Raw genomic sequence first — 21,792 nt, forward strand, 5'->3', positions numbered from 1 at the left:
GTGCGCCAGCGACCAGTCTAGGTCTACGGGGTGGTTGGGTGTTGGTCGGGCATGCATGGGGGAAGGGGTGGTGCCTATGGTGTGGCGACCACCCCTGGGGGGTTCTCGGTGTGTGTTTGTGTCGAGGTGCTGGTTGGTTGTTAGTGGTTGCACTGTGTGACTGTGGTCAGTTTTTTGTTGCTGTGCGGGGATGGGTCATGTCGATGGGGGTGACCCAGGCGTCGAATTGTTCTTCGGTGAGGTAGCCGAGGTTGAGTGCGGCGGCTTTGAGGGTGGTTCCTTCTTTGTGGGCTTTTTTGGCGATGCTGGCTGCTTTGTCGTAGCCGATATGGGGGTTGAGGGCGGTTACTTGCATGAGGTTTACCTCTAGGGCGGCGGTGATGCGTTCATGGTTGGGTTCGATGCCGGTGGCGCAGTGGTCGGTGAATGCTGCGCATGCATCACCGAGCAGGCGGATGCTTTCGAGTACTGCGTGTGCCATGACGGGTTTGTAGACGTTGAGTTGGAAGTTTCCTTGGCTTCCGGCGAACCCGACGGTGGCGTCGTTGCCGAAGACGCGGGTGGCGACCATGGTCATGGCTTCGCATTGGGTGGGGTTGACTTTGCCGGGCATGATCGAGCTGCCGGGTTCGTTTTCGGGGATATGTATTTCGCCGATGCCGTTGCGGGGCCCGGAGGCGAGCCAGCGGACGTCGTTGGCGATTTTCATCAGGGCCATGGCCAGGCCGCGTAGGGCGGAGCTGAGGGCTACGAGGGCGTCGTGGGCGGATAGGGAGGCGAACAGGTTGCTGGATTGGTGGAATGGGTGACCGGTTTGTTCAGCGATTTTTGCTGCGGCGAGTTCGCCGAATTGTGGGTGTGCGTTGAGGCCAGTACCCACGGCTGTGCCTCCGATGGCCAGGTCGAGGATGTCGTTTTCGGCGTGGTGGATGTTGGCTAGGGCGAGGTCGAGTTGGGCTACCCAGCCGCTGATTTCTTGACCGAGTGTGATGGGGGTGGCGTCTTGCAGGTGGGTGCGTCCGACTTTGACGACGTCGGTGAATTGTTCGCTTTTGGTGGCAAGGGTGTCGCGTAGGTTGCTGGCCTGTTGGTAGAGGAATTCGTGCAGGTCTAGGACGACGGCGATGTGCATGGCCGTGGGGAAGGTGTCGTTGCTGCTTTGGCCGCGGTTGACGTGGTCGTTGGGGTGGATGGGGGTTTTGGTGCCCATCTGGCCGCCGAGGATGTCGATGGCGCGGTTGGAGATTACTTCGTTGGCGTTCATGTTGGATTGGGTGCCGCTGCCTGTTTGGAAGACGACGAGGGGGAAGTCGTTGTCGCGGTGGCCGTCGATGACTTCGCGGGCGGCTTGTTCGAGGGCGTCCAGGGCGGTGTTGTCTAGGGCGGATAGTTCGCCGAGTTCACGGTTGGCGCGGGCGGCTGCGAGTTTGAGGTGTCCGAGGGCGCGGATCATTGACCGTCCCCAGATGAAAGTGTCGCGGCCGATGGGGAAGTTGTTGATGCTGCGTTGTGTTTGGGCACCCCAGTAGTGGTCGGCAGGAACCTCGACGGTCCCCATGCTGTCGGTTTCGTGTCGAGTGTTCATGCAGTCACTCTAAGTGGCAAGAATTCCCAGCGGGAGAGTAATTCCGGTGAGTGCCAGCACATTTGGCGAGTCGCTGGGGTGGTTGCAGTGGAGTGTGAGGGGGTGTTCAGCTGCGCTTTACGCGCAGCTGTTTTCGTAGATGCTGCTGTAGATGTTTTCGCCTTGGTGGACTTTGGCTTTCCAGCCGTCTTTTTCGCTGGCTTCGTGGCGGCTGATTTCTTCGCTGTGCTTTGCGTGGTTTTCTGGCTTTTCTTCGCTGACTTTTGAGACTTCTTCGTCGACTTTTTCGCGCTCTTCGTCTTCGCTGTGTTGGTGCCTTTGGCTGGTTTACTCTCGGAGCGCTGCGCCGTACCCAAATCACTGGCAGCACCCCCGCTGCCTGCCCGGGCAGCTTTGGCGCGATCCACTGAACGCTGCAACGCCGCCAACAAATCCACCACTTGGGCTGGTGATTCATGCTCTGTGACGGCCTGCTTCACTTGAGCGCCATCAAGTTTGGTTTGCACCAGTGCTTCCACCGCAGACGTGTAGTCGTCTTCGTACTCATTCGGTTCGAAGTTTTCAGCCATCGACTCGATGAGCATCGTGGCCATTTTCATTTCCGCCCTCTTGGGTGCGGGGGCGTTATTAAGCACCTCGAAATCCGGTTCACGTACCTCATCGGGCCACAGCAATGTCTGGCACACAATCACCTCGCCATGTACTCGCAACACAGCCATTGTCAGTCGTGTGCGCACCGAGATAGTCGCTACTGCCATGCGTTCGCTTGTGCGCAGTGTTTCCCGCAGCAGGGCATACGGTTTGACTGCTGTGGGGTCTGGTTCGAGGTAGTAGGCCTTATCGAAAAGGATGGGGTCAATTTGTTCAGCTGGGACGAATTTCTCTACTGAGATTTCCCGGCTGCTTCGGCTAGGCAAGGCTTCAAGCTCTTCGTCGGTGATCACAACCGTGCGGCCATCGGCGGTCTCATATCCTTTGGCGATGTCTTTGTAGTCGACTTGGGCGCCATCGGCTTCGGCAACGCGTTTGTATTTGATGCGGGAGCCATCGCTTTTGCGCACCTGGTGAAATTTCAGGTCATGATTTTCTGTGGCGCTGTATAGCCGAACCGGCACCGTGACCAGGCCGAACGAAACAGCCCCTTTCCACATCGCACGCATCGTTTGCCCCTCACCGTGGCTGGGTCCGACACTCCAGACAGAGTGTCACCTCACCCAGCATCCACGCTCTTCAGGCCGCGCCCGCACTCGAATGGATACGTCACACAGCTTGAATGGCAATCAAACTCACGCCAGAAGGCCACCATCGAAGAGTGAAACCAATGCTGGCAACCCCCACCACCGGTGTCCCTACAAGTGCTGATTGGGTACACGAAGTGAAGTGGGATGGCATGCGCGTCCTGGCAAATGTGCATCACAGCCACGCCTGCCTTCACACCCGTAACGAAACGGATGCCAGCACCCGATTCCCCGAAATCGTGGCTGCTTTAACTGCTCAGAGCACGCCAGCAGATGTGCTCCTCGATGGTGAAGTTGTGCTTTTCGATGAGGAAGGCAGCCCGTCGTTCAAAAAACTACAAAACCGCATTTTCGTGAAGAGAGCAGATACTGCTCAGCGCTTGGCGGCCATCGCACCGGTCACTTTTATGGTCTTTGATCTGCTCCGGTTCAATGGCCGTGACCTCATAGACGAGCCGTGGACGGTGCGGCGCCAACTGTTGGAAACACTCACCTGGAACAGTGACCGAGTCACAGTGACACCCACTTTTCCTGATGGTGAAGCCCTCCTAGAAGCAACCCAGGAGCAGGGGCTGGAGGGGATCATCAGCAAACGTATCGATGCCCCCTATTCCCCCGGTAAACGCAGCAAAGCATGGCGTAAATTGCCCCACCGGCCCACACATTCGATGGTGATCGGCGGTTGGCGGCCTGAAACCGGGTCAGACAACCGGGTGGGTTCTCTTCTTGTTGGCCTACCGGAAAGCTCAGCTGGTGAAGCTACTCGGTTATGTTTCCTTGGCCGTGTCGGTAGCGGCGTGGCCGGGTCGGCACAAGAAACGCTGATGCCTTTACTGCGCGAACACGCCGCGAAAGCACCCCCCTTCACTACAGATCTTCCCGATGCAGACGCTGCGGGGGCGCACTGGGTTCACCCCCGTCTTGTTATCGATGTTCGCGCGCTGGGCGGTATACCAAAACCGGGCTACCGGCTGCGTCAACCCTCGTTCCAGGGACTGCGTCCTGACCTGACCCCTGCCGACCTAGTCACCGAAACCACCAAATCAGCTACTGCTAAGACCAACGACACCCCCACTAAGGCAAGCAAAAAAGCCCAGCCCCTGCCGCAGCAGCCGCAGACTATGAGCGCCGATGTCGAGGACCGCCGTGTTCCGTTGACCAATCTTGAGAAGGTTCTCTACCCCGATTCAGGCACCACTAAATCCGAGATCATCAGCTACCTGGTGGAGGCTTCGGCTGCGCTTCTTCCCGCACTGGCAGGACGTCCAGTCACCAGGGTGCGTTGGCCACACGGGGTGCAGGGCCCGTCTTTTTTCGAGAAAAACACCCCGAAGAACACGCCTGAGTGGGTGCAGACCATCACCCTCCACTCCCCCGGTTCGCGCCGCGAATCTGCCCAGGTCACATACCCTCTGGTTGACGACCTGTCCACGCTGATGTGGCTGGGAAACCTCGCTGCACTCGAACTGCATGTACCGCAGTGGCGCATCGATAGTCAGGGCGCGCCGTACGCCCCGGATCGTTTAGTTATTGACCTTGACCCCGGGGAACCTGCAGGGCTTACTGAATGCGCACGCGTTGCCCTTATCGTGCGTGATGTCCTGCTGGAGCAGGGGGCGGGCGTCATCGTCCCGGTAACCAGCGGCAGCAAAGGCATCCAGTTGTACACCCCTGTTGTCGGTGATCCTGATGATCGTGACGCCACTCGTTCTCGTGCTCAACAGTTAGCAAAAACTCTTGAGCAGACCCACTCTGACTTGGTGGTTGCGACGATGACGAAGGCGAAACGGCCAGGCAAGATCTTGCTCGACTGGAGCCAAAACACACGCTCTAAAACCACGATTTGTCCTTATTCGCCGCGTGGTAAACATCGCCATGTCACGGTCGCTGCGCCGCGTACCTGGGATGAGATAGAGGCCGCCGCTACCGGTGCACCGGCGCATGCGCTGACTCAGCTTGGCCCGCGCGAGGTGCTCGATCGGTTGGAGAAGCTCGGCAACCTGTTCGCACCTGTGCATCTTTGGACCTGACACGCAGATAACCGCAGGTACCTACGTGTTAAGGCAACAGCACTTTTAGGCTGAACACCATGTCTGCTGCCGATTCGCTCAAACCTATCGACGCCTTACGTCGAATTGCGTTCCTGCTGGAGCGCTCGCGCAGCCAGACCCGCCGGATTGAAGCTTTCCGCCGCGCAGCAACAACGATTCTGCGTACTCCTGAGGAGGAAATCCGCGCCCGTACCGCGGCAGGGACACTGACTGAGCTACCCACTATCGGGAAAAGCACAGCAGCTGTCATCTCGGACTGTTTAGCTGGCCGGCGCCCCGAATACCTCACGAACCTAGAGAAAACTGCTGCTGGGCCACTTATTGAAGGTGGCGGAGACCTTTTGGCAACCATGCGCGGTGACTTGCATTGTCATTCGAATTGGTCCGATGGTGGGGCCCCTATCGAGGAAATGGTTGCTACAGCGATAGAGCTTGGTCGTGAATACATCGCTCTTACTGATCATTCACGCAATCTGCGGATCGCGCATGGCCTTTCTGAGCAGCGACTGCGTGAACAGCTCGATGTGGTTGCGGCGATTGGTCAGGCGTTGCCGCGTGATGATTTTCGGTTACTGGCAGGGATTGAGGTCGACATCCTCGATGATGGCGCTCTTGATCAAGATCCTGAGCTTCTCGATCAGGTCGATGTGGTTGTTGCCTCGGTTCATTCCAAGCTGCGCATGAATGCTGATTCGATGACGCAGCGAATGGTGACGGCGGTGAGGAATCCGCGAACGAGCGTTCTTGGTCACTGCACGGGGCGGCTCGTGGCTGGCGGGCGGGGCCAGCGTCCGCCGAGTGATTTTGATGCTGAGGCTGTGTTCGCTGCCTGTGTTGAGCATGGGGTGGCTGTTGAAATTAATAGTCGCCCTGAACGGCAGGATCCTCCTGATGAGTTGATCGTGCTGGCTCTTGATATGGGGTGTTTGTTCTCGGTTAACACTGATGCTCATGCGCCTGGCCAGTTGGATTTTTTGGCTTATGGCTGTGAGCGGGCGCAGCGGCTGGGTGTTCCTGCTGAGCGGATTGTGACGACGTGGCCTGTGGATCAGTTGCTGGCGTGGCTAGGGCGCAACTGACTGATCTTGTGTGTGCTGCGGGGTTGGCCAGCTGGAGTGGAGGCGGCTGGTGGCATTCAGGGTGGCTGTGATGACGTGCTCGGCTGGCATGCCGCGGTCGAGGAGGCGAAATCCTGCATCCACCATGCTTCGGGTGAGTTCGGCGCCAATCTGTGCCTGGGTGTCGTCTGCGGTGAGGTGTTGCCATGCGGTCAGGAGCATGTCTTGGGTGTTGCGGTGGGCGTGGGCTACGGCCTGGCGTGTTCCGTCAGTGAGGGGTGTGTTTTTGGTGATGTTCATGAGCCAACCGTGGCCGGTGGTGGCGGCTTGTTCGAGGTTGCTGCGGCACCAGGCGTCGATCTGTTCGGCGGGGGTGTGGGCGCGGGTGACTGCTTCGTTGACGGCGTTGAGCCAGCTAGGCAGGTGGCGTTCGAGTACGAGTGCACGCAGGTCGTCGACGGAGTCGACGTAGCGGTAGATGCTGTTGCGGGCGATTCCTACTGCTGCGGTGACGGCTCCGGCGGTGAGGGCGTGACTGCCATCGGTGCGCATGATGTGTTCGGCTGTGTCGATAAGGGTGGCGCGGACGTTTGCGCGGTGTTCGCGCATGGTTGAGGCAGTGATGCGTGGCATGACTCCTCCTGGGTTGGTGCCCGCGTAGTGAGGGGGTGTGTTGGTTGATGTGTTTAATCAGTGTGCCTGATGAATTGTTTTAGCGACACCCTGTCTCTAACCTCAAAGAACACATATCGCTACCGTGACCCGACCACTCGCCGGGCCATCGCCTCGCTTTCAGGAGTTCTCGGATGTCACCTACTCCCCCACTAGCTTCATCGGAACCCCGCGATCATCGCTGGGCAGCGTTGGGTGTGCTGGCAGCTAGCCTGTCAATGATCGTGCTTGATGGGACCATCGTTGGGGTTGCTCTGCCTCAGATCGTCACCAGCCTGCGCCTTGATCTCACCGAGGCACAGTAGGTCAACAGTCTGTACGCCGTTGTTTTTGCTGCGCTCTTGTTGTCTTTTGGGCGGTTGGGCGATGCCTACGGGCGGCGTCGGCTTTTCCTTGCCGGTATCGCACTTTTCACGGTGAGCAGTATTACTGCTGGATTCGCTAGCAGTCCGGGTGCGCTTATTGCTTCTCGTGCTGCGCAAGGAGTCGGTGGCGCCATGATTTTGCCTACCACCTTGTCCACGGTGAATGCCCTTTTTCGTGGGCGGGAGCGGGCGGCTGCATTCGGGGTGTGGGGTGCTGTGATGTCCGGGATGGCCGCGGTCGGGCCATTGCTGGGTGGTGTTTTGACTGAGTATGTGTCGTGGCGGTGGATTTTCTTCGTGAATATTCCCATCGGGGCGGCGATCATCATGGCTGGGTTGCGCTTTGTTCCAGAGATGCGTGGGGAACCAGGCACAGGTGGGGCTGACTTTTTGGGTGGGCTTTCCAGCGCTTTGGGGTTTGGGTTGATTGTGTTCGGGCTGATCGAGTCCCAGGATTTGGGCTGGTGGTCTCCCAAGAGTGTTTTGCAGATTGGTGATCTGTCGTGGCCTGCCACGGCACCGGTTTCGGCAGCGCCGGTGGCGATTGGCGTGGGTGTTCTTCTCCTGGGTGTTTTTTATGTTGTGGAGCGCGGGCGTGCGCGCTCTGGCCGCACGGGGATTATTGATCTTTCTTTGTTCGCCATTCCTAGTTTCCGGTGGGGCAATGTTGCGGCGGCGGCGGTTGCAGTGGGTGAGTTCGCGCTGGTGTTTGTGCTTCCGCTGTATCTAGTGATGGTTTTGCATGAGTCGATTCTTACTTCGGGGTTGGTGCTAGCTGCCATGGCTGTGGGCGCTTTTGTGGCTGGGGCGCAGGCACGGCATGTGTCGGCCCGGTTTGGGGCACCGAAGGTTGTGTTGCTGGGGTTGGGTCTTGAGGTGGCGGGCTCTGCTACAACTGCGTTGATTCTTGGACCGCAGACATCGGCGTGGCTGATTGCAGCGGCGCTGGTGGTGTACGGCGTTGGCTTGGGGTTCGCTTCTGCGCAGTTGACTTCTACGGTGCTGCTGGATGTGCCGACTGCCCGTTCTGGTACTGGGTCGGCGGTGCAGAGCACGGTGCGGCAGGTCGGATCGGCGCTAGGTACAGCATTGGCGGGTTCGATGCTTGCTGCTGGGCTGGGTGATCGTGGTTTTGGGGCTGATCCGCAGACATTTTCGACGGCTACGGGGTGGTCTATTGCCGTCTCGGCCGTGTTTTTGCTGTGTGGTTTTGTAGCGGCTTTGCGGGTTGCCGCAGTGGCCAGTGTTGAGGATGGCCAGGCAATACCTGCGTGAGGTCTCTTCCCTGGTCGGGATCTGTGCTGAGAATGCGGGGGGTGGATACAGATGTCTGTATCCACCCCCCCGCGGTGTTTTTACAGGGCTGCTGCGATTTTGTGTAGTAGCTGTGGAGCGTCTTGGGCATCTGTGATGGCTTCGATGAGTACGAGTGAGTTGGGGTTGGCTGCGGCTTTTTCTAGTGCTTGTTGCATCTGGGTGCCGGTGCGTGCGGTGATGGTTATGGAGTCTTTCGGGTCGGCGCCGAAGAATTCCAGCGCTTGGCTCCATCTCCATGCGGGGATGTCGTTGTAGGCGGCTGTTTTTCCGTGGATCATCCGCTCAACTGTGTATCCGTCGTTGTTGACGAGGACGATCACGGCGGGGACGCGTTCGCGGATGATTTGTCCGAGTTCTTGGATGGTGAGTTGGGCTGCGCCGTCGCCGATGAGTAGCACGGGTCGGCGCTGCGGGTTGGCCAGTCCGGCCCCGAGCATGGCTGGCAGGGTGTAGCCGATTGATCCCCACATGGGTTGTCCGATGAACGCGACTCCTTGTGGCAGGCGCATCCCTGACATGCCGAAGAAGCTGGTGCCTTGGTCGGCGAGGACGATGTTTCCTTCGGTGAATGAGTTGGCCACGAGTGGCCAGAGCATGTCTTGGGTGAGGGGGTCGTCGGTGGGTTCGGCGGTGACAGATTCGGCTGGGCGTTCCAGGGGCATGCCTTGCGGTTGGACGTCGTTGAGCACGCTGGTGAGGATGCGGATGGCCCGTTCCATGGATAGGGGGGTGAAGAGTTCTTGGCCGACTCGGCTTATTGATCGTCGTATTTCAAGTTGGCGGGCTGGGTCGATGTTTCCGCTGAATCCGGCGGTGGTGTTGTCAGTGAAGTCGACGCCGATGGTAATGAGGGCTTGGGCGTCTTCGATGGTGGAGCGGACTGATTCTTCGGAGGCTGAGCCGACGTAGATTCCTGCGAAGTTGGGGGCAGATTCATCTACGAGGGTTTTTCCCCAGCTGAGGGTGGCTACGGGCAGTCCCGTGTCGGCGAGTAGTTCGCTGAGGGCTTCGGTGGCGCCGAGACGTTGGACTGCAATGTCGGCTAGTACTGCTGTTTTCTTTCCGGTGAGGAAGGTTCGTGCGGCTTCTTCGAATGCTTTTTCTGCTGCTTTGGTGGAGGCTTGAGTGATGAGTTCAAGCGGGGTTGTTGGCCGTTCGGTGGGGGTTGCTGCTACGTCTGCAGCCAGGAGGAGAAAGCCGGGTTTTTTCTCGAAGATCGCGGTGCGCAGTACGCGGTCGATTTCCCATGTTGCGTTGGGTGCTTTGAGGTCGGCGCTGGCGCAGCTGATTTCGCTGGCCATGCGGAGGAAGTGTTTGAAGTCTCCGGTGCCCAGTGAGTGGTGCAGTTTTTGATGTGCGGCTTGGATTTCTTTGCGGGGGGCTCCGACGATGTGGATGACTGGTACTGATTCGGCGTAGGAGCCGGCGAGGGCGTTGGCTGCGGAGAGTTCGCCGACTCCGTAGGTGGTCAGGAGTGCTCCGGCGCCACGGACGCGTGCGTACCCGTCGGCGGCGTATCCGGCGTTGAGTTCGTTTCCGGAGCCGATCCATCGGATGTGTTCGTGATTGAGGACGTGGTCGAGGAATCGCAGGTTGTAGTCGCCGGGTACGCCGAATAGTTCGGTGATGCCGAGTTCGACTAGGCGATCTAGGAGGTAGTCGCCGATGGTGTACGTGGAGGTCATGTGGCCTTCTTTGCAGTGTGGGTTGGTTGGTGCCGTGCGTGTTTGACGGCGTACCCCCCTGGGCCATCTAAACAATTTAGTTGCTAGTTACCAACGACTAAGGGTTGGGTTATTTCGCGTGTGTGACTTTGGGTGTGGCTCCCCACCAGGTGATGCGTCGCCAGATCCATTCCAGTGGGCCGTAGGGGAATCGCGATAGCCATAGCGTGGCAAGAAGGTGCTGCAAAGCAAGGATGACGATGGCGAGGACGGCTGCTAGGCGCAGGTCGGTGATTTTCTCCAGGCCGAGCAGGTTGGTTGCGACTAGGACCAGCGGTGTGGCAGTGAGGTAGAAGGTGAATGCAGTGCGCCCGAGCGGTTCGCATACTGCGCGTAGCGCGTTGCGTGCTGGGGTTTGCCACAGCAAGGCCAGGGCAAGGATGTAGAACATGGCAGTGAGCATCCCGGCGACTGCGCCGGCGGTGGTGGAGCGTGGGTCTTCAGGGGTTTGCCATTGCCACCACAGTGCTGCAGCTGAGGCTAGAGCAGTCAGGGTGGCAGCGATCGTGATTCGGCGGCCTGCGTGTTCGAGGTGGGCTGGTATGTCATATCTCGCGGCGGCGGCACCTAGGAGGATGACTCCTGGGGTGGCCGCCACTCCCCCGTCGGCGAACACAAACGCGAGCAAGCTCAGAGTTACCCCGAGGGCGAGGAGCACGAGGGGGCTAGCCAGAAGGATGGCTGGAATAAGGAGTAGGCCCACTGTGGCGTAAAGACCGAGTACTTCTCCGGAGTAGAGGATTTGGTGGGCGATGCCGATGAGTAGCAGGGCAGCGAGTCGGCGCGTGAGCACGATCCATGGTGAGCGACCGCGTCGTCGCGCGGAGTGCGCGATGAAGGTGAGGGACATTCCGAAGAGGATCATGAAGATTGGCATGAATCGACCGGTGATGGTGGCGTGGAATGCGTGGAGCAGGCTGTCGGGGGTGAGATTGATGGGGGCATCTACGTCGTGCCAGAGGGAGGTGATGTCGGGAATGTTGACGAAGAGGATGCCTGCGATGGCGAATCCTCGCAGTGTGTCAAGAAAGGGGTAGCGGTGAGCGGGAGGGGTGGCCATATAGGTAACCGTAGAAGCTTTGTGGCACACAAGGATTGGCGGGTTACCGCATCGGTGAGGGTTCCTGTGGTCGGTGTGTTGAGTTGGTGGCGCTGGCGATAATCCGTGTATGGATTGCAGCGCGGAGTCGCGGCGGCGTGCGTGGGAGAGGCGAACGGGACCGTGGATGACGGGGGTGGCGCTGCTGTTTTTGGTTGCGTTTGCGTGGCCGATTTTGGATCCGGGGATTTCGCGGCGGTGGCACGAGGTTTCTGCGGTGGTGATGGATGTGACATGGGGGCTGTTTGCCCTCGATTACGGGGTGCGGTTGTGTTTATCGCGGCAGCGTTGTCGGTTTTTGTTGCACAGTCCGATTGAGTTATTGGTGGTTTTGTTACCGATGCTGCGGCCATTGCGGTTGTTGACGGTGTTGGTGGTGGTGCATCGCACGTCTGCGGCCATGCTGCGAGGGCGGGTTGTGGTGTACATCGTGGGTGGGGCGTTGTTTTTGGCGTTTGTTGGGGCGCTGGCGATGTTGGATGCCGAGCGGGGTGCGCCGGGTGCGCATATTGATACGTATGGGGATGCGGTGTGGTGGGCGTTGGCGACGATGACGACGGTTGGGTATGGGGATGCGTATCCGGTGACTATGCATGGGCGTTTGATTGCCGCGGGCATGATGATTGGCGGTATTGCTTTGTTGGGTTCGGTGACTGCGTCGTTGGCGTCGTGGTTGACGGATCGGTTGGCGGTTCCTGATGAGGTGCGGGCTCGGTGGATGTGGCTCAGTTGACGGCGCGGGTTGCTGAGTTGACTGCGCAGGTGGAGAGGTTGACGGAGATGATTGAGCAACAGAGGACTGCGGAGTCTGCTGGGAAGGCATACTCGTCGGTATTGCCGCAGTCGCGCACTGACGCGTAATATCAACACATATTCGCATCAAATTGATGCGTTTGTGAGGAGGGTCAAAATGGAATCGCTGAACGTCGCTCGCAAGGGAAACACTGTTCGCCGTATCACCGCGAACCTGCGCGACCGTGACTCCAAGAACCTGGACAAGATCGCGCAGACGCAGGGCTTGAACCCCAATGACGCGATTCGGCAGGCTTTGGCCACGCAGGCTTTTCTTCAGGATGCTTTGAAGAAGGGCGGGGCGATTTTGGTGCGTGAAGCTGATGGCGCCATCCGTGAGGTTCAGTTCGTTGGGTGAAGAGACTGAGCTTCCGGTAGAGGAGTATCCGCCCCAGAACGACTCTGTCAGTGAAGGCCCCTCCCTTGGTCCGGTGGAAAGAAGCCGGGAGCGTAAACGGTCGTGGATCGTTGGGGTTGCGCTGTGTTTGTTTATCGTCGTGACGGTGTTGCCGATGGTCGCGGTGATTTTTGGGTGGCGTTCGTGGGATGAAATTAAAGATGTTTCGGCTTTGGTTGTGCCGGTTGTTGTGTCGGTAGTGGGGTCGATTACTGGTTTTTATTTCGGTTCTCAGCACTCGTGATAACCACAAAGGTGGGGGCCTGACCCAATGCGGGTCAGGCCCCCACCTTTGTGGTTATTTTTACTTGAGCGCTGGTGGTGGCGTGGGGGCACCTTCGGGGGGAAGAACTTTCGGGTACTTGTTGGCGGTGGGGGCACTGGTGGGTGGGGTTGCTTGTGGGGTGGCAGCCAGTGGGGTGTTCCCTCGGGCGGGGGCGGGGTCCCAGTGGGTGTCGACGAGTTTGCGCTGCACGATGATTGCTGCGGTGAGCAGTGCTAGCGCTAGGAGCGCGGCGACGGTGATTCCCCATACGGTGCCCGGGCGGGAGCCGTAGCCGATGATGAGGCCGAACCAGCCGAAGTCGGTGTCACCGAATGTGGTGTTTGCGGTGCCGAGGTCGCCCAGTACTTTCATGAGCAGGGCGGGCAGGAAGGTGATGAGTAGGCCGTTGACGAATGCGCCGGCGACTGCGCCTCGGCGCCCACCTGTTGCGTTGCCGTATACGCCTGCGGCGCCGCCGGTGAAGAAGTGGGGCACCAGGCCGGGGAGGATGAGAGCCAGGCCGAAGGTGGGACCGAACCATAGTCCTAGGGATAGGAGCGCGACGAGCCCTCCGGTGAAGCTTGCGATGAAGCCGATCAGGACGGCGTTTTGGGCGTAGGGGAAGACGATGGGGCAGTCGAGCGCGGGGATTGCGCCGGGGACAACTTTATCTGCGATGCCTTGGAAGGCGGGGATGAGTTCTCCCAGGATGGTACGCACACCGAAGAGGATGACTGCTACGGAGATGCCGAACTGTAGACCTTGGGTGACCGAGTGCATGAGGTAGTTGCCGACGTTGGTTGCGCCGCCTTCGAAGGCGGTGAAGGCAGTTTTTTCGCCGGTGCGTAGCAGGAAGGCTACGGCGACGACGAGGTACATGATCACCATGGATAGTGCGGTGGCGACCATGGAGTCGCGGAGGAATCGGAGCGATTCGGGGACTTTGACGTCTTCGGTGGAGGGGCTTTTTCCTGAGCCGTTGACTGCGCGGCCTACTGCGCCGGAGGCGATGTAGCCCAGGGTGCCGAAGTGTCCGATTGCTACTGAGTCATCGCCGGTGATTTTGCGGGTCCAGGGGTGCGCGAGGGCGGGTAGGGAGACCATGAGGACGCCCAGAAGGGTTGCGCCGAGGGCTACGACGATGGGGGCGGGGATTCCGGAGGACATCATGACGACGGTGATGAGTGTGGACATGAAGAGCAGGTGGTGTCCGGTGAGGAAGACGTAGCGCAGGGGTGTCAGGCGTGCCAGCAGGAGTGCTACGACGAATCCGAGGATCATGATCCAGGAGACGTGGGCGCCGAATTTTTTCTGTGCGATGCCGACGATTGCTTCGTTGGTGGGGACCACTCCGTGGGCGCCGAGTGCACCTTGGATCATGATGCCGAGGGGTTCCAGGGAGTTGACGACGAGGTTGGCTCCGGCGCCGATGAGGAGGAATCCGAGGGTTGCTTTGAGGGCGCCGGCGATGATTTGTCCTGTGGACTTTTTCATCGCGATGAGTCCTACGGCGGTGATGATGCCGATGAGGAATGCGGGGACGGCGAGGATTTCGTTGACGATGAATTGCGCTGTGGCGGCGATGATGTTCATGTCTGTTTCCGTTCAGACTGCGTAGACGTAGCGCAGGGCGGCGTCGATTTGGGGGGATGAGGTGAAGTCGTCGATGACGACGACGGGCACTCCTACTTCGCCTAGTGCTGCGGCGATGGCTCCTGAGGTGAGCAGTACGTCGGCTTCTTTGGCTCGGCCTCGAGCGGAGATGGTGTCGGTTGCTTCTACGCGTATGTATTTGTCCCATCCCCAGGTGGTCAGGACGCTTTCGAGTGTGTTTTTGAGGAACAGGCTGGTTCCAAGGCCGTTTCCGCAAACGGTGAGGATGAATCCTTTGCTGGGGATGGCGTTTTCGTGTGTGCTTGGGGTTTCGATCTTGGGGGTGACGGGGGTGGGTGGGGTTGGTGTGGCTGGCTGACTGGTGGGGTCTGTGGTGAGTGCGGCGTGTAGTTCGGTGGCGGTTGTTGCTGTTTCGATTGCTGCACGGCGGGTGGGGTCGGATAGGAGTCCGGCCAGTTCTGCGAGGGCTTGTTGGTGGGCGTCGCTGTCAGTGGCAGCCAGGGCGACGATGAGGGTGACGGGGTCGTTGTCGGGGTTGCCGAATTCGACGGGGTGAGTGAGTCGGATAGCGGACATGCCGGTGTGGTGGACACTGCTATCGGGGCGGGCGTGGGCGAACGCGAAGCCGGGTGCGATGACGATGTAGGGGCCGTGGGTGTCGACGGTGGCGATCATGGCGTCGGTGTAGGCCGGGTCTGCGGTGCCGGTGGCGTTAAGGAGGGCTCCGGCCTCACTAATGGCGCAGCGCCAGTCGGGTGCGGTGATATTGACGTTGACCGCTTCGATGGGGAGGAGTTCTTTAAGGCGTGACATGAGGGGGTCTCCATCCGGTGAGGGATTTGCGGTTTCAGCCTACGAATCGGGCTGTTGGGGTGCGAATACTGGTGGGGGTTTATGTGAGAAGAGGAACATGTGTGGCTTGAGTCTCCGGTTGGTGCGGTTAGGGCGCGATGGCGGCGTGGCGGTTTTTCTTGACGGCGAGGTGCCATGCGGCTGAGGCGGCAATGAGGGCAGCTGTTGCGGCGAGGGCCGAGCGAGTGATGGCGCCGTAGAGCAGGTCGCGCAGTTCACCTCCGGAGGCGAGGACGGGTAGGGCGGTGACGATTGTTGCGGCAGCTGCGGCCAGGACGGGAAGGGCTACTACGAGTAGTGCTGCATAAGGGTGTTGGCGGGGCACGGTAGGGCCAGCGGGTGCGCGCAGCGTGAGAATGAAGGCGGCGATGGCTAGTGCGCTCAGGCCGCCTATGCCGCTGATGTATTGGGCCCATTTGTATCCGGGGAGTCCAGCGTGAGTATCGGCGAGGAGGGGAATTGTTACGGCTCCCCATCGGCCGACGTGTGTGAATTCGTCCCAGATGACGTGGGTTGCTGCACCGATAGCAGATCCGAGTGCGACCAGAGTTAGGGGTGGGCGTTGCTGGGTGAGAGCGATTCTCCGTCGTAACGGCTCGGGGGTTGCATCAACTAGAGGGTGACGAATGAGGGCCCACCAGAGGTACCAGAGCACACTGGCTGCAATGAGGTCAAAGGTGAGGATGCCGGTGAGCGTGTGGGTGGCGTCGTATGTGATGGGTATCCAGGGGATAAACAAGGGGGTGTCGGGAATCATTGCGCCGATGCTCAAAGCAGCGAAGGGGATGGGGGTGCGTAGCAGTGGCAGTACGGCGGCGGGGTGAGCGAAGGTTACCGGCATAGCAGCAGGGTAAAAGGGCACTGCGGTGTGGTTGCTGTCGGGTACCTCTGGGGATGGGCGGCGTGAGTTTATTGAAAATGATTGGTGGGCTTGGTTTTGCGTGAGAGATGTACACATGCCCGCTTTACCTGCTGTGGCTACTTAGATACTTTTTCCGTACTTCTTTTGGCGAGTTTTATGTTCATGCGCTGCACTTTTCCCTTCCTTGTGAACTAGGGCGCATTAATAAATTCACGGAAGGGGTTTGTGTTCGCTGCTAGCGGGCACGGAAAAGGATCGTTTCTGCGTGTAGTGATGTTTTGTTGCGACTGAGGAGTGTGCGGCTCCTCTCAGCACGGTGGGTCACGGTTTGGCGTCATTGATTGGTGACCCACAACGTCAAGGGTTGTCTCACGTAAAGGGCAAGGAGACTCTCAGCTACCGCCCATCTAGCCAGGAACACGACTGCAGCCCATCGCATTACAGATAAAGAGTGTCTATATGTCTATAGGTGGATAACTATTCACATATCTGCAGGTGAGCACCGCGCAATCATGAGAGAGCACGCGACAGTCAGTCTTTTCCCAGCCCCTTCACAGTTGACATAAACAGCGCTAAAAACGACTGCGGTAGCGGGAAATCGCTTGTGTGAAAGTTTTTGCGCAACCCTGTTACACAAGATGCAAAACGGAAACAGGCAGGTCACGATCTCGTAACGATGTGACTGGCGTCACAATCGACACTCATCGACAGATAACGGATTGGTTTCAATCCGGGCATGGTCTAGCTTTCTTTCTGGCCGCCACCCCTGAGGCGGTCGCCGGAGAATGACGCTGAGTCCTACCACCATTCCCCGGCAGTACCTACACAGAAATGTGTTGGTGGTAGGAACGGTGCACCCAATCTTGTGGACTTCCTAGAGAAGTCCTGGGGGTGAAGTGATCGGTAAACACGATCACCGGGAACCAGTGATATCCCGAACCCGACAGGTCATGCTTCGTAAGCGCCTCCTGGAAAACACCACGAAAATGAACAAGAATTTTGCCCCTGCGCGAATTGCCATCTCCGGACTTCTAGCCCTCGGACTTTCTGGCGGTGTAGCCGCCACGACCGCGCCGTCGCAAGCTTCCGCAGCAACCCCAGTCCCCACCCGCGTCAAAGCCGCTGGATTCTCCGCCCGCATGGGCGTCCAGGCCGTCAGCGTCGCGGCCACCAAACGCGGCACCCCCTACCGCTACGGAGCCGCTGGCCCCCGCGCATTCGACTGCTCCGGCCTCGTCCAGTGGACCTACGCCCGCGTGGGTAAGAAGATGCCCCGCACCGCCCAAGCCCAGTACCGGGCCACCAAGCGCATAGCCCGCAGCACCGCACGCCCCGGCGACCTCGTCTTCTACGGCAGCTCCCAGAAGTACCACGTCGGCATCTACGCCGGTAACGGAAAAATGTGGCACGCCCCCCGCACCGGCCAGAACGTCAAGCTAGTCAAGGTGTACGGGTCCCCCTCATACGGCCGCGTCCGCTGATAACAGCAGCACTCCCTACCGATAGCTCAGGAGCGCACCGATACACCCGGTGCGCTCCTGAGCTATACCCACCTGAATCAAAAACTCACAGAACTACTCCCCCACATACGTGCGTCGAACCCGCCGACCAATCCCGGTAAGAACCTCATACGAGATTGTCCCCAGCGCCTGCGCCATATCATCAGCGCCAAAACACCCATCACCTGCACCACCCAGCAACACCACCTCAGTACCCATCGACTCAACCGCACCTTGCCCCAGATCAAGCAACAACTGATCCATACACACACGCCCCACCACCGGCACCGACCGTCCCGACACACACGCACGCGCCACATTCGACAGCCCCCGCCGATACCCATCGGCGTACCCCACCGGCACAGTCGCGATCACCGTCTCCCGCGGAGTCGTCCACGTCCGCCCATATGACACCGTCTCCCCCGCCGCCACGGTCTTCACAACAGAAATAGGCGCACGCCACTGCAACACCGGTTCCACCGGCACTGAACGTACCGTCTGCACATCCGGGTAATACCCGTACGCCAAAATGCCTGGGCGCACCATCGACCCCCACGACTGCGGATACGCCAACACGCCTCCGGAGTTCGCCGCATGCACCAGCTCAGGGAAATACCCCAACGCCTCCGCAATCTGCGGAACAGCCTCACCAAACCGTGCGATCTGTTCCTCAGTGAACGCCACACATCCAGGCTCGGGGTCATCTGCAACAGCGAAATGCGTGAACACACCCTGCACCCGAAGATCAGGACACCTCACAGCAACATGCGCAGCCAACACCCCCGCATGCATAAACTCCACCCCCACCCGACGCATCCCCGTATCGATCTTCAACTGCACCGGCACCGGGCCATCCCAATACGACTGCTGCCCCGCCTGCCGCAACGCCGCCACCGCTGCCTGCACAGCATCCGCCTCTGCAGCTGACTGCACTGACAACACCACCCCAGCTCGCAACCCCACCTCAAGCTCACTATGAAGCGCCGGAGACATTTTGAGAATAGGTAGCTCCACACCAGCTTTGCGCAGCTCCAACCCCTCCGCGACCGTCGCCACCCCAAGCCATTCCACCAGCTTGCGTTCCTGAACAAAACGCGACACCGCCACCGCGCCGTGCCCATACGCATCGGCTTTCACCGGCAACAAAACACCTCGCCCCGACCCCACGTGCGAACGAATCGTACGCAAGTTCGAAGCGAGGCGATCTAGCCGAACCACAGCCCACGAAGGGCCACTCTGCCCCTCCTCCACCACGTCGGACAGAGAAAAAGACAATGCATGTTCGGTCGAGGTATTCACCCCGGAATCATCACACGTTGAACCCTAGAGCGCGCAGTTGCTCCCGGCCATCCTCGGTGATCTTGTCCGGGCCCCACGGCGGCATCCACACCCAGTTAATACGGTGATCGTCAACAATTCCGCTCAGCGCCATAGCAGTCTGCTCTTCAATGACATCCGTAAGCGGGCATGCCGCACTCGTCAACGTCATATCAATCGTGGCTCGACGCTCACCATCAACAACAACGCCGTACACCAAGCCAAGATCGACCACATTGATACCCAGCTCAGGGTCAACCACATCACGCATGGCTTCTTCTACATCAGCCGATGTTGGCAGCGATGTCACCGCAGGCTTGTCCTCATACGGATTCGCGTCTGTGGTCTCATCACCAGATGGGCTGGTTTCACTCATATATGTCTCCTGATAGGACGGCGCCCAACGCGCCAGTAACCCCTGTGTCTATTTCACAGCCCGAAGCTGCCGGTCAGCAATCGATAGATCCACCGGCACGAGCAACAGCATCAGTGAACGCCGACCACGACAAAAGGGCACACTTCACCCGCGCCGGATACTGAGAAACCCCAGCGAACGCGACACCATCCCCGATGGTCTCCTCATCCCCTGCATCTTTACCCCGGCTGGTCAGCATCGCCTTCATCGCCTCATAGGTGTGCATCGCCTCACCCAGCGGGTGCCCAATAATCTCCTGCGCCAGCACAGAAGCCGACGCCACCGAAATCGAACACCCCTGCGCGTCATAGGAGACGTCCTGCACCGTAGCTTCGGCACCCTTCTCCGCGTTCAACAAGTGAACCCGCAGCGTGATCTCATCACCACAGCTGGTGTTGACGTGATGCACCTCCGCACCAAACGGAGCACGCAACCCCGCATGCTGCGGATGTTTACTGTGATCAAGGATCAATTCCTGATACATGTCCATTACAGGCTCACCCCGAAAATCGACGGGATCCGATCCAAAGCCGCCGCCCAGGCATCAATCTCGTCATGAGTGGTGTACACAGAAAAACTGGCCCGCGTGCTAGCCGTAATACCCAGCTTGCGGTGCAGCGGCCCTGCACAGTGGTGACCGCTACGCACAGCGACACCGGAATCATCAAGAATCTGCGCCACGTCATGCGGATGCACATCTTTAACCGTAAAAGCCAACGCACCAACACGCTCAGAGGCTTCCAACGGCCCCAGCACCGTCATCCACGGACGCTGTGCCGCAACCTCAAGCGCATGCTCCATCAACTCCTGATCATGGGCCTCAACCTTGTCCATACCCAGATCACAGAGATAACGAGCAGCAGCAGCCAGTGCAATGCTCTGCGAGACCACTGGCGTACCTGCTTCAAAACGGGTCGGCGGAGGAAGGTACGTCGTCTTCTCCATCCGCACGAGCTCAATCATTGACCCGCCCGTGGTGTATGGCGGCATCGCAGCCAACAGCTCACGCCTACCCCACAGCACGCCAATCCCAAGCGGGCCAAGCATTTTGTGACCGGTAAAAGCAACGAAATCCGCACCCAGAGAGCGCACATCGACCGCCATATGTGGCACTGACTGCGCCGCATCCACGAGCACCAACGCCCCCACGGCATGCGCCTTAGCCACTACCGCAGCGACGTCGTTACGGGTGGCAAGCACGTTCGACACCTGGGTCAGAGAAACCAGTTTGGTCCTCTCGTTGAGCACCTCATCCCAGGCTTCATCAGGGATTCTTCCGGAAGCATCGAACGTCACCCACCGCAGTCTGGCCCCTGTGCGGCGGCACAACTCCTGCCACGGGACAAGGTTTGCGTGATGTTCCATCTCGGTGATGACGATTTCGTCCCCGGGGCCCACACGCAACCGCGCAGCTAACGACTCCTCGACACCATCAAGGGCTCCAGGCGCAACCGCGTTCGACAACGCATAGGCAACGAGATTGATCGACTCTGTCGCATTCCGCGTGAAAACAATCTCGTCGACCTCAGCGCCCACGAAACCGGCGATCGTTGCGCGTGCCTGCTCGTAGGCCTCTGTTGCCTCTTCAGCGATAGCGTGCGCCCCGCGATGCACCGCGGCATGGTAGTGCGCGTAATAGTCGCTCTCGGCGTCGATAACGACCTGGGGCTTAAGCGACGTCGCTCCCGAGTCCAGGTACACCAGCTGGCGGCCACCGCGGACTGTCCGCGCCAATTCCGGAAAATCAGCTCGGATACGCGCAAGATCATCCTGCGTGAACGTGCTGGTCATGTGACCTCCGTGAGGAATTGGTACCGGCAAGGCATGCCTTGCCGGTACAGGAAAAAGCGATCAGGCGTTCGCGTTAACGAAACGGTCGTAACCGTTCGCTTCCAGCTCCTCCGCCAGTTCCGGGCCGCCGTGCTCAACAAAACGTCCCTTGACGAATACGTGCACATAGTCCGGCTTGATGTACCGCAAAATGCGGGTGTAGTGCGTGATGAGCAACGTGCCCATCTCATTAGCTTCAGCGGCACGGTTCACGCCTTCAGAAACAATGCGCAGCGCGTCAATATCCAAGCCCGAGTCAGTCTCGTCAAGAATGGCCATCTTCGGCTTCAACAATTCAAGCTGCAGTATCTCGTGACGCTTCTTTTCACCGCCGGAGAACCCGGAGTTGATGTCACGCTCAGCGAAGGCCGGGTCCATCTGCAACCGTGCCATCGCCTCCTTGACCTCTTTAACCCAGGTGCGCAGCTTCGGTGCCTGACCGTCAATAGCAGTCTTGGAGGTACGCAGGAAGTTACTCACCGACACACCCGGCACCTCGACCGGGTACTGCATCGCAAGGAAAACGCCCGCCTTAGCGCGCTCGTCAACACTCATCGCCAGCACGTCTTCGCCATCGAGAGTGACCGACCCGCCGATCACGTTGTACTTCGGGTGCCCGGCCAGCGAGTACGCCAACGTGGACTTTCCGGAACCGTTCGGTCCCATCACAGCGTGCGTCTCACCAGAGTTAATGGTGAGGTCAACGCCTTTAAGGATCTCTTTGGGGCCGCTCTCGGTGTCAACCGAGACGCGCAATCCTTCAATCTTGAGAGTGGACATTTCGCGGATCTCTCCTCGCGTGTGCAAGTTCGGAAGTTCAAAAGGTGCGTCCCCGCATGT

General features: G+C 59.3%; 22 protein-coding genes. 9 read left to right on the forward strand and 13 right to left on the reverse strand.

Going from position 1 to position 21,792, the window contains the following annotated elements:
• Positions 1-166: 166 nt before the first annotated feature.
• Positions 167-1,585, reverse strand: coding sequence for a class II fumarate hydratase (fumC, locus tag CKV89_RS08475; protein WP_028326299.1), 1,419 nt, complete (start codon positions 1,583-1,585; stop codon positions 167-169).
• A complete protein-coding gene (gene ku, locus CKV89_RS08480; protein ID WP_084440802.1) occupies positions 1,582-2,745 on the reverse strand; it encodes a non-homologous end joining protein Ku in 1,164 nt (387 codons plus the stop codon). The genes fumC and ku overlap by 4 nt, the downstream gene beginning before the upstream one ends.
• A gap of 161 nt (positions 2,746-2,906) precedes the next feature.
• On the opposite strand from ku, the gene ligD reads away from it, so the two are divergent.
• Both ligD and CKV89_RS08490 read left to right on the forward strand, forming a co-directional pair.
• Complete coding sequence (gene ligD / locus CKV89_RS08485; protein WP_231935493.1) at positions 2,907-4,853, forward strand: DNA ligase D; 1,947 nt, start codon at positions 2,907-2,909, stop codon at positions 4,851-4,853.
• 59 nt (positions 4,854-4,912) lie between these two features.
• The gene (locus CKV89_RS08490) at positions 4,913-5,953 is read left to right on the forward strand and encodes a PHP domain-containing protein (RefSeq protein WP_028326301.1); all 1,041 of its coding nucleotides are present in this window, start codon (positions 4,913-4,915) and stop codon (positions 5,951-5,953) included.
• On the opposite strand, the gene CKV89_RS08495 is transcribed toward CKV89_RS08490, so the two are convergent.
• Positions 5,939-6,565 (reverse strand): TetR/AcrR family transcriptional regulator, encoded by a 627-nt coding sequence (locus CKV89_RS08495; RefSeq protein ID WP_197697044.1) that lies wholly within the window; start codon positions 6,563-6,565, stop codon positions 5,939-5,941. The two genes, CKV89_RS08490 and CKV89_RS08495, sit on opposite strands and share 15 nt — an antisense overlap.
• Positions 6,566-6,738: 173 nt before the next feature.
• Between CKV89_RS08495 and CKV89_RS12285 the strand changes: the two genes are divergently transcribed.
• Positions 6,739-6,909, forward strand: a complete 171-nt coding sequence (locus CKV89_RS12285; RefSeq protein ID WP_231935366.1) for a hypothetical protein — start codon at positions 6,739-6,741, stop codon at positions 6,907-6,909.
• A 9-nt stretch (positions 6,910-6,918) separates the two neighbouring features.
• The gene (locus CKV89_RS08500) at positions 6,919-8,244 is read left to right on the forward strand and encodes an MFS transporter (protein ID WP_407919592.1); all 1,326 of its coding nucleotides are present in this window, start codon (positions 6,919-6,921) and stop codon (positions 8,242-8,244) included.
• 80 nt (positions 8,245-8,324) lie between these two features.
• On the opposite strand, the gene CKV89_RS08505 is transcribed toward CKV89_RS08500, so the two are convergent.
• Both CKV89_RS08505 and CKV89_RS08510 read right to left on the reverse strand, forming a co-directional pair.
• Positions 8,325-9,971, reverse strand: coding sequence for an alpha-keto acid decarboxylase family protein (locus tag CKV89_RS08505; RefSeq protein WP_028326304.1), 1,647 nt, complete (start codon positions 9,969-9,971; stop codon positions 8,325-8,327).
• Between the two features lie 109 nt (positions 9,972-10,080).
• The gene (locus tag CKV89_RS08510) at positions 10,081-11,070 is read right to left on the reverse strand and encodes a DUF418 domain-containing protein (protein WP_034400365.1); all 990 of its coding nucleotides are present in this window, start codon (positions 11,068-11,070) and stop codon (positions 10,081-10,083) included.
• 166 nt (positions 11,071-11,236) lie between these two features.
• Here CKV89_RS08510 and CKV89_RS08515 point away from each other — a divergent pair, with 166 nt between their 5' ends.
• The 4 genes from CKV89_RS08515 to CKV89_RS11890 are packed head-to-tail and all read left to right on the forward strand — an operon-like array spanning position 11,237 to position 12,542.
• Entirely contained in the window at positions 11,237-11,842 is a 606-nt protein-coding gene (locus CKV89_RS08515; protein WP_231935368.1) for a potassium channel family protein, read from the forward strand.
• A complete protein-coding gene (locus tag CKV89_RS12290) occupies positions 11,824-11,970 on the forward strand; it encodes a hypothetical protein (protein WP_231935369.1) in 147 nt (48 codons plus the stop codon). The genes CKV89_RS08515 and CKV89_RS12290 overlap by 19 nt, the downstream gene beginning before the upstream one ends.
• Positions 11,971-12,019: 49 nt before the next feature.
• Positions 12,020-12,259 (forward strand): hypothetical protein, encoded by a 240-nt coding sequence (locus tag CKV89_RS08520; protein WP_028326306.1) that lies wholly within the window; start codon positions 12,020-12,022, stop codon positions 12,257-12,259.
• The gene (locus CKV89_RS11890; protein WP_154657550.1) at positions 12,237-12,542 is read left to right on the forward strand and encodes a hypothetical protein; all 306 of its coding nucleotides are present in this window, start codon (positions 12,237-12,239) and stop codon (positions 12,540-12,542) included. The genes CKV89_RS08520 and CKV89_RS11890 overlap by 23 nt, the downstream gene beginning before the upstream one ends.
• Positions 12,543-12,602: 60 nt before the next feature.
• Here CKV89_RS11890 and CKV89_RS08525 read toward each other — a convergent pair whose 3' ends face one another.
• The 3 genes from CKV89_RS08525 to CKV89_RS08535 all read right to left on the reverse strand — a co-directional run bounded on the left by CKV89_RS08525 (position 12,603) and on the right by CKV89_RS08535 (position 15,870).
• Positions 12,603-14,156, reverse strand: a complete 1,554-nt coding sequence (locus CKV89_RS08525) for a PTS ascorbate transporter subunit IIC (RefSeq protein ID WP_028326307.1) — start codon at positions 14,154-14,156, stop codon at positions 12,603-12,605.
• A 12-nt stretch (positions 14,157-14,168) separates the two neighbouring features.
• The gene (locus CKV89_RS08530; RefSeq protein ID WP_028326308.1) at positions 14,169-14,990 is read right to left on the reverse strand and encodes a PTS sugar transporter subunit IIA; all 822 of its coding nucleotides are present in this window, start codon (positions 14,988-14,990) and stop codon (positions 14,169-14,171) included.
• Positions 14,991-15,117: 127 nt separating this feature from the next.
• The gene (locus CKV89_RS08535; protein ID WP_157728099.1) at positions 15,118-15,870 is read right to left on the reverse strand and encodes a DUF4184 family protein; all 753 of its coding nucleotides are present in this window, start codon (positions 15,868-15,870) and stop codon (positions 15,118-15,120) included.
• A 1,007-nt stretch (positions 15,871-16,877) separates the two neighbouring features.
• Here CKV89_RS08535 and CKV89_RS08540 point away from each other — a divergent pair.
• Positions 16,878-17,372 carry a C40 family peptidase gene (locus CKV89_RS08540; RefSeq protein ID WP_034400551.1) on the forward strand — a complete coding sequence of 165 codons (495 nt, stop codon included), beginning with the start codon at positions 16,878-16,880 and terminating at the stop codon, positions 17,370-17,372.
• Positions 17,373-17,465: 93 nt separating this feature from the next.
• Here CKV89_RS08540 and alr read toward each other — a convergent pair whose 3' ends face one another.
• From alr to sufC, 5 genes are all read right to left on the reverse strand, one after another.
• Positions 17,466-18,689: an alanine racemase gene (gene alr, locus CKV89_RS08545; protein ID WP_197697045.1), complete on the reverse strand. Its 1,224-nt coding sequence runs from the start codon at positions 18,687-18,689 to the stop codon at positions 17,466-17,468.
• Positions 18,690-18,699: 10 nt separating this feature from the next.
• On the reverse strand, positions 18,700-18,978 hold the full coding sequence (locus CKV89_RS08550) for a metal-sulfur cluster assembly factor (protein ID WP_051277332.1): 279 nt from the start codon (positions 18,976-18,978) through the stop codon (positions 18,700-18,702).
• 178 nt (positions 18,979-19,156) lie between these two features.
• Complete coding sequence (gene sufU, locus CKV89_RS08555) at positions 19,157-19,612, reverse strand: Fe-S cluster assembly sulfur transfer protein SufU (protein ID WP_028326312.1); 456 nt, start codon at positions 19,610-19,612, stop codon at positions 19,157-19,159.
• Complete coding sequence (locus CKV89_RS08560; RefSeq protein ID WP_034400367.1) at positions 19,612-20,913, reverse strand: aminotransferase class V-fold PLP-dependent enzyme; 1,302 nt, start codon at positions 20,911-20,913, stop codon at positions 19,612-19,614. Before CKV89_RS08560 ends, sufU begins: the two co-directional genes overlap by 1 nt.
• Before the next feature lie 60 nt (positions 20,914-20,973).
• Entirely contained in the window at positions 20,974-21,732 is a 759-nt protein-coding gene (gene sufC, locus CKV89_RS08565) for a Fe-S cluster assembly ATPase SufC (RefSeq protein WP_028326314.1), read from the reverse strand.
• Between the last annotated feature and the right edge of the window lie 60 nt (positions 21,733-21,792).

Origin of the sequence: Dermatophilus congolensis, assembly GCF_900187045.1 — a bacterium.
GTDB lineage: Bacteria > Actinomycetota > Actinomycetes > Actinomycetales > Dermatophilaceae > Dermatophilus > Dermatophilus congolensis.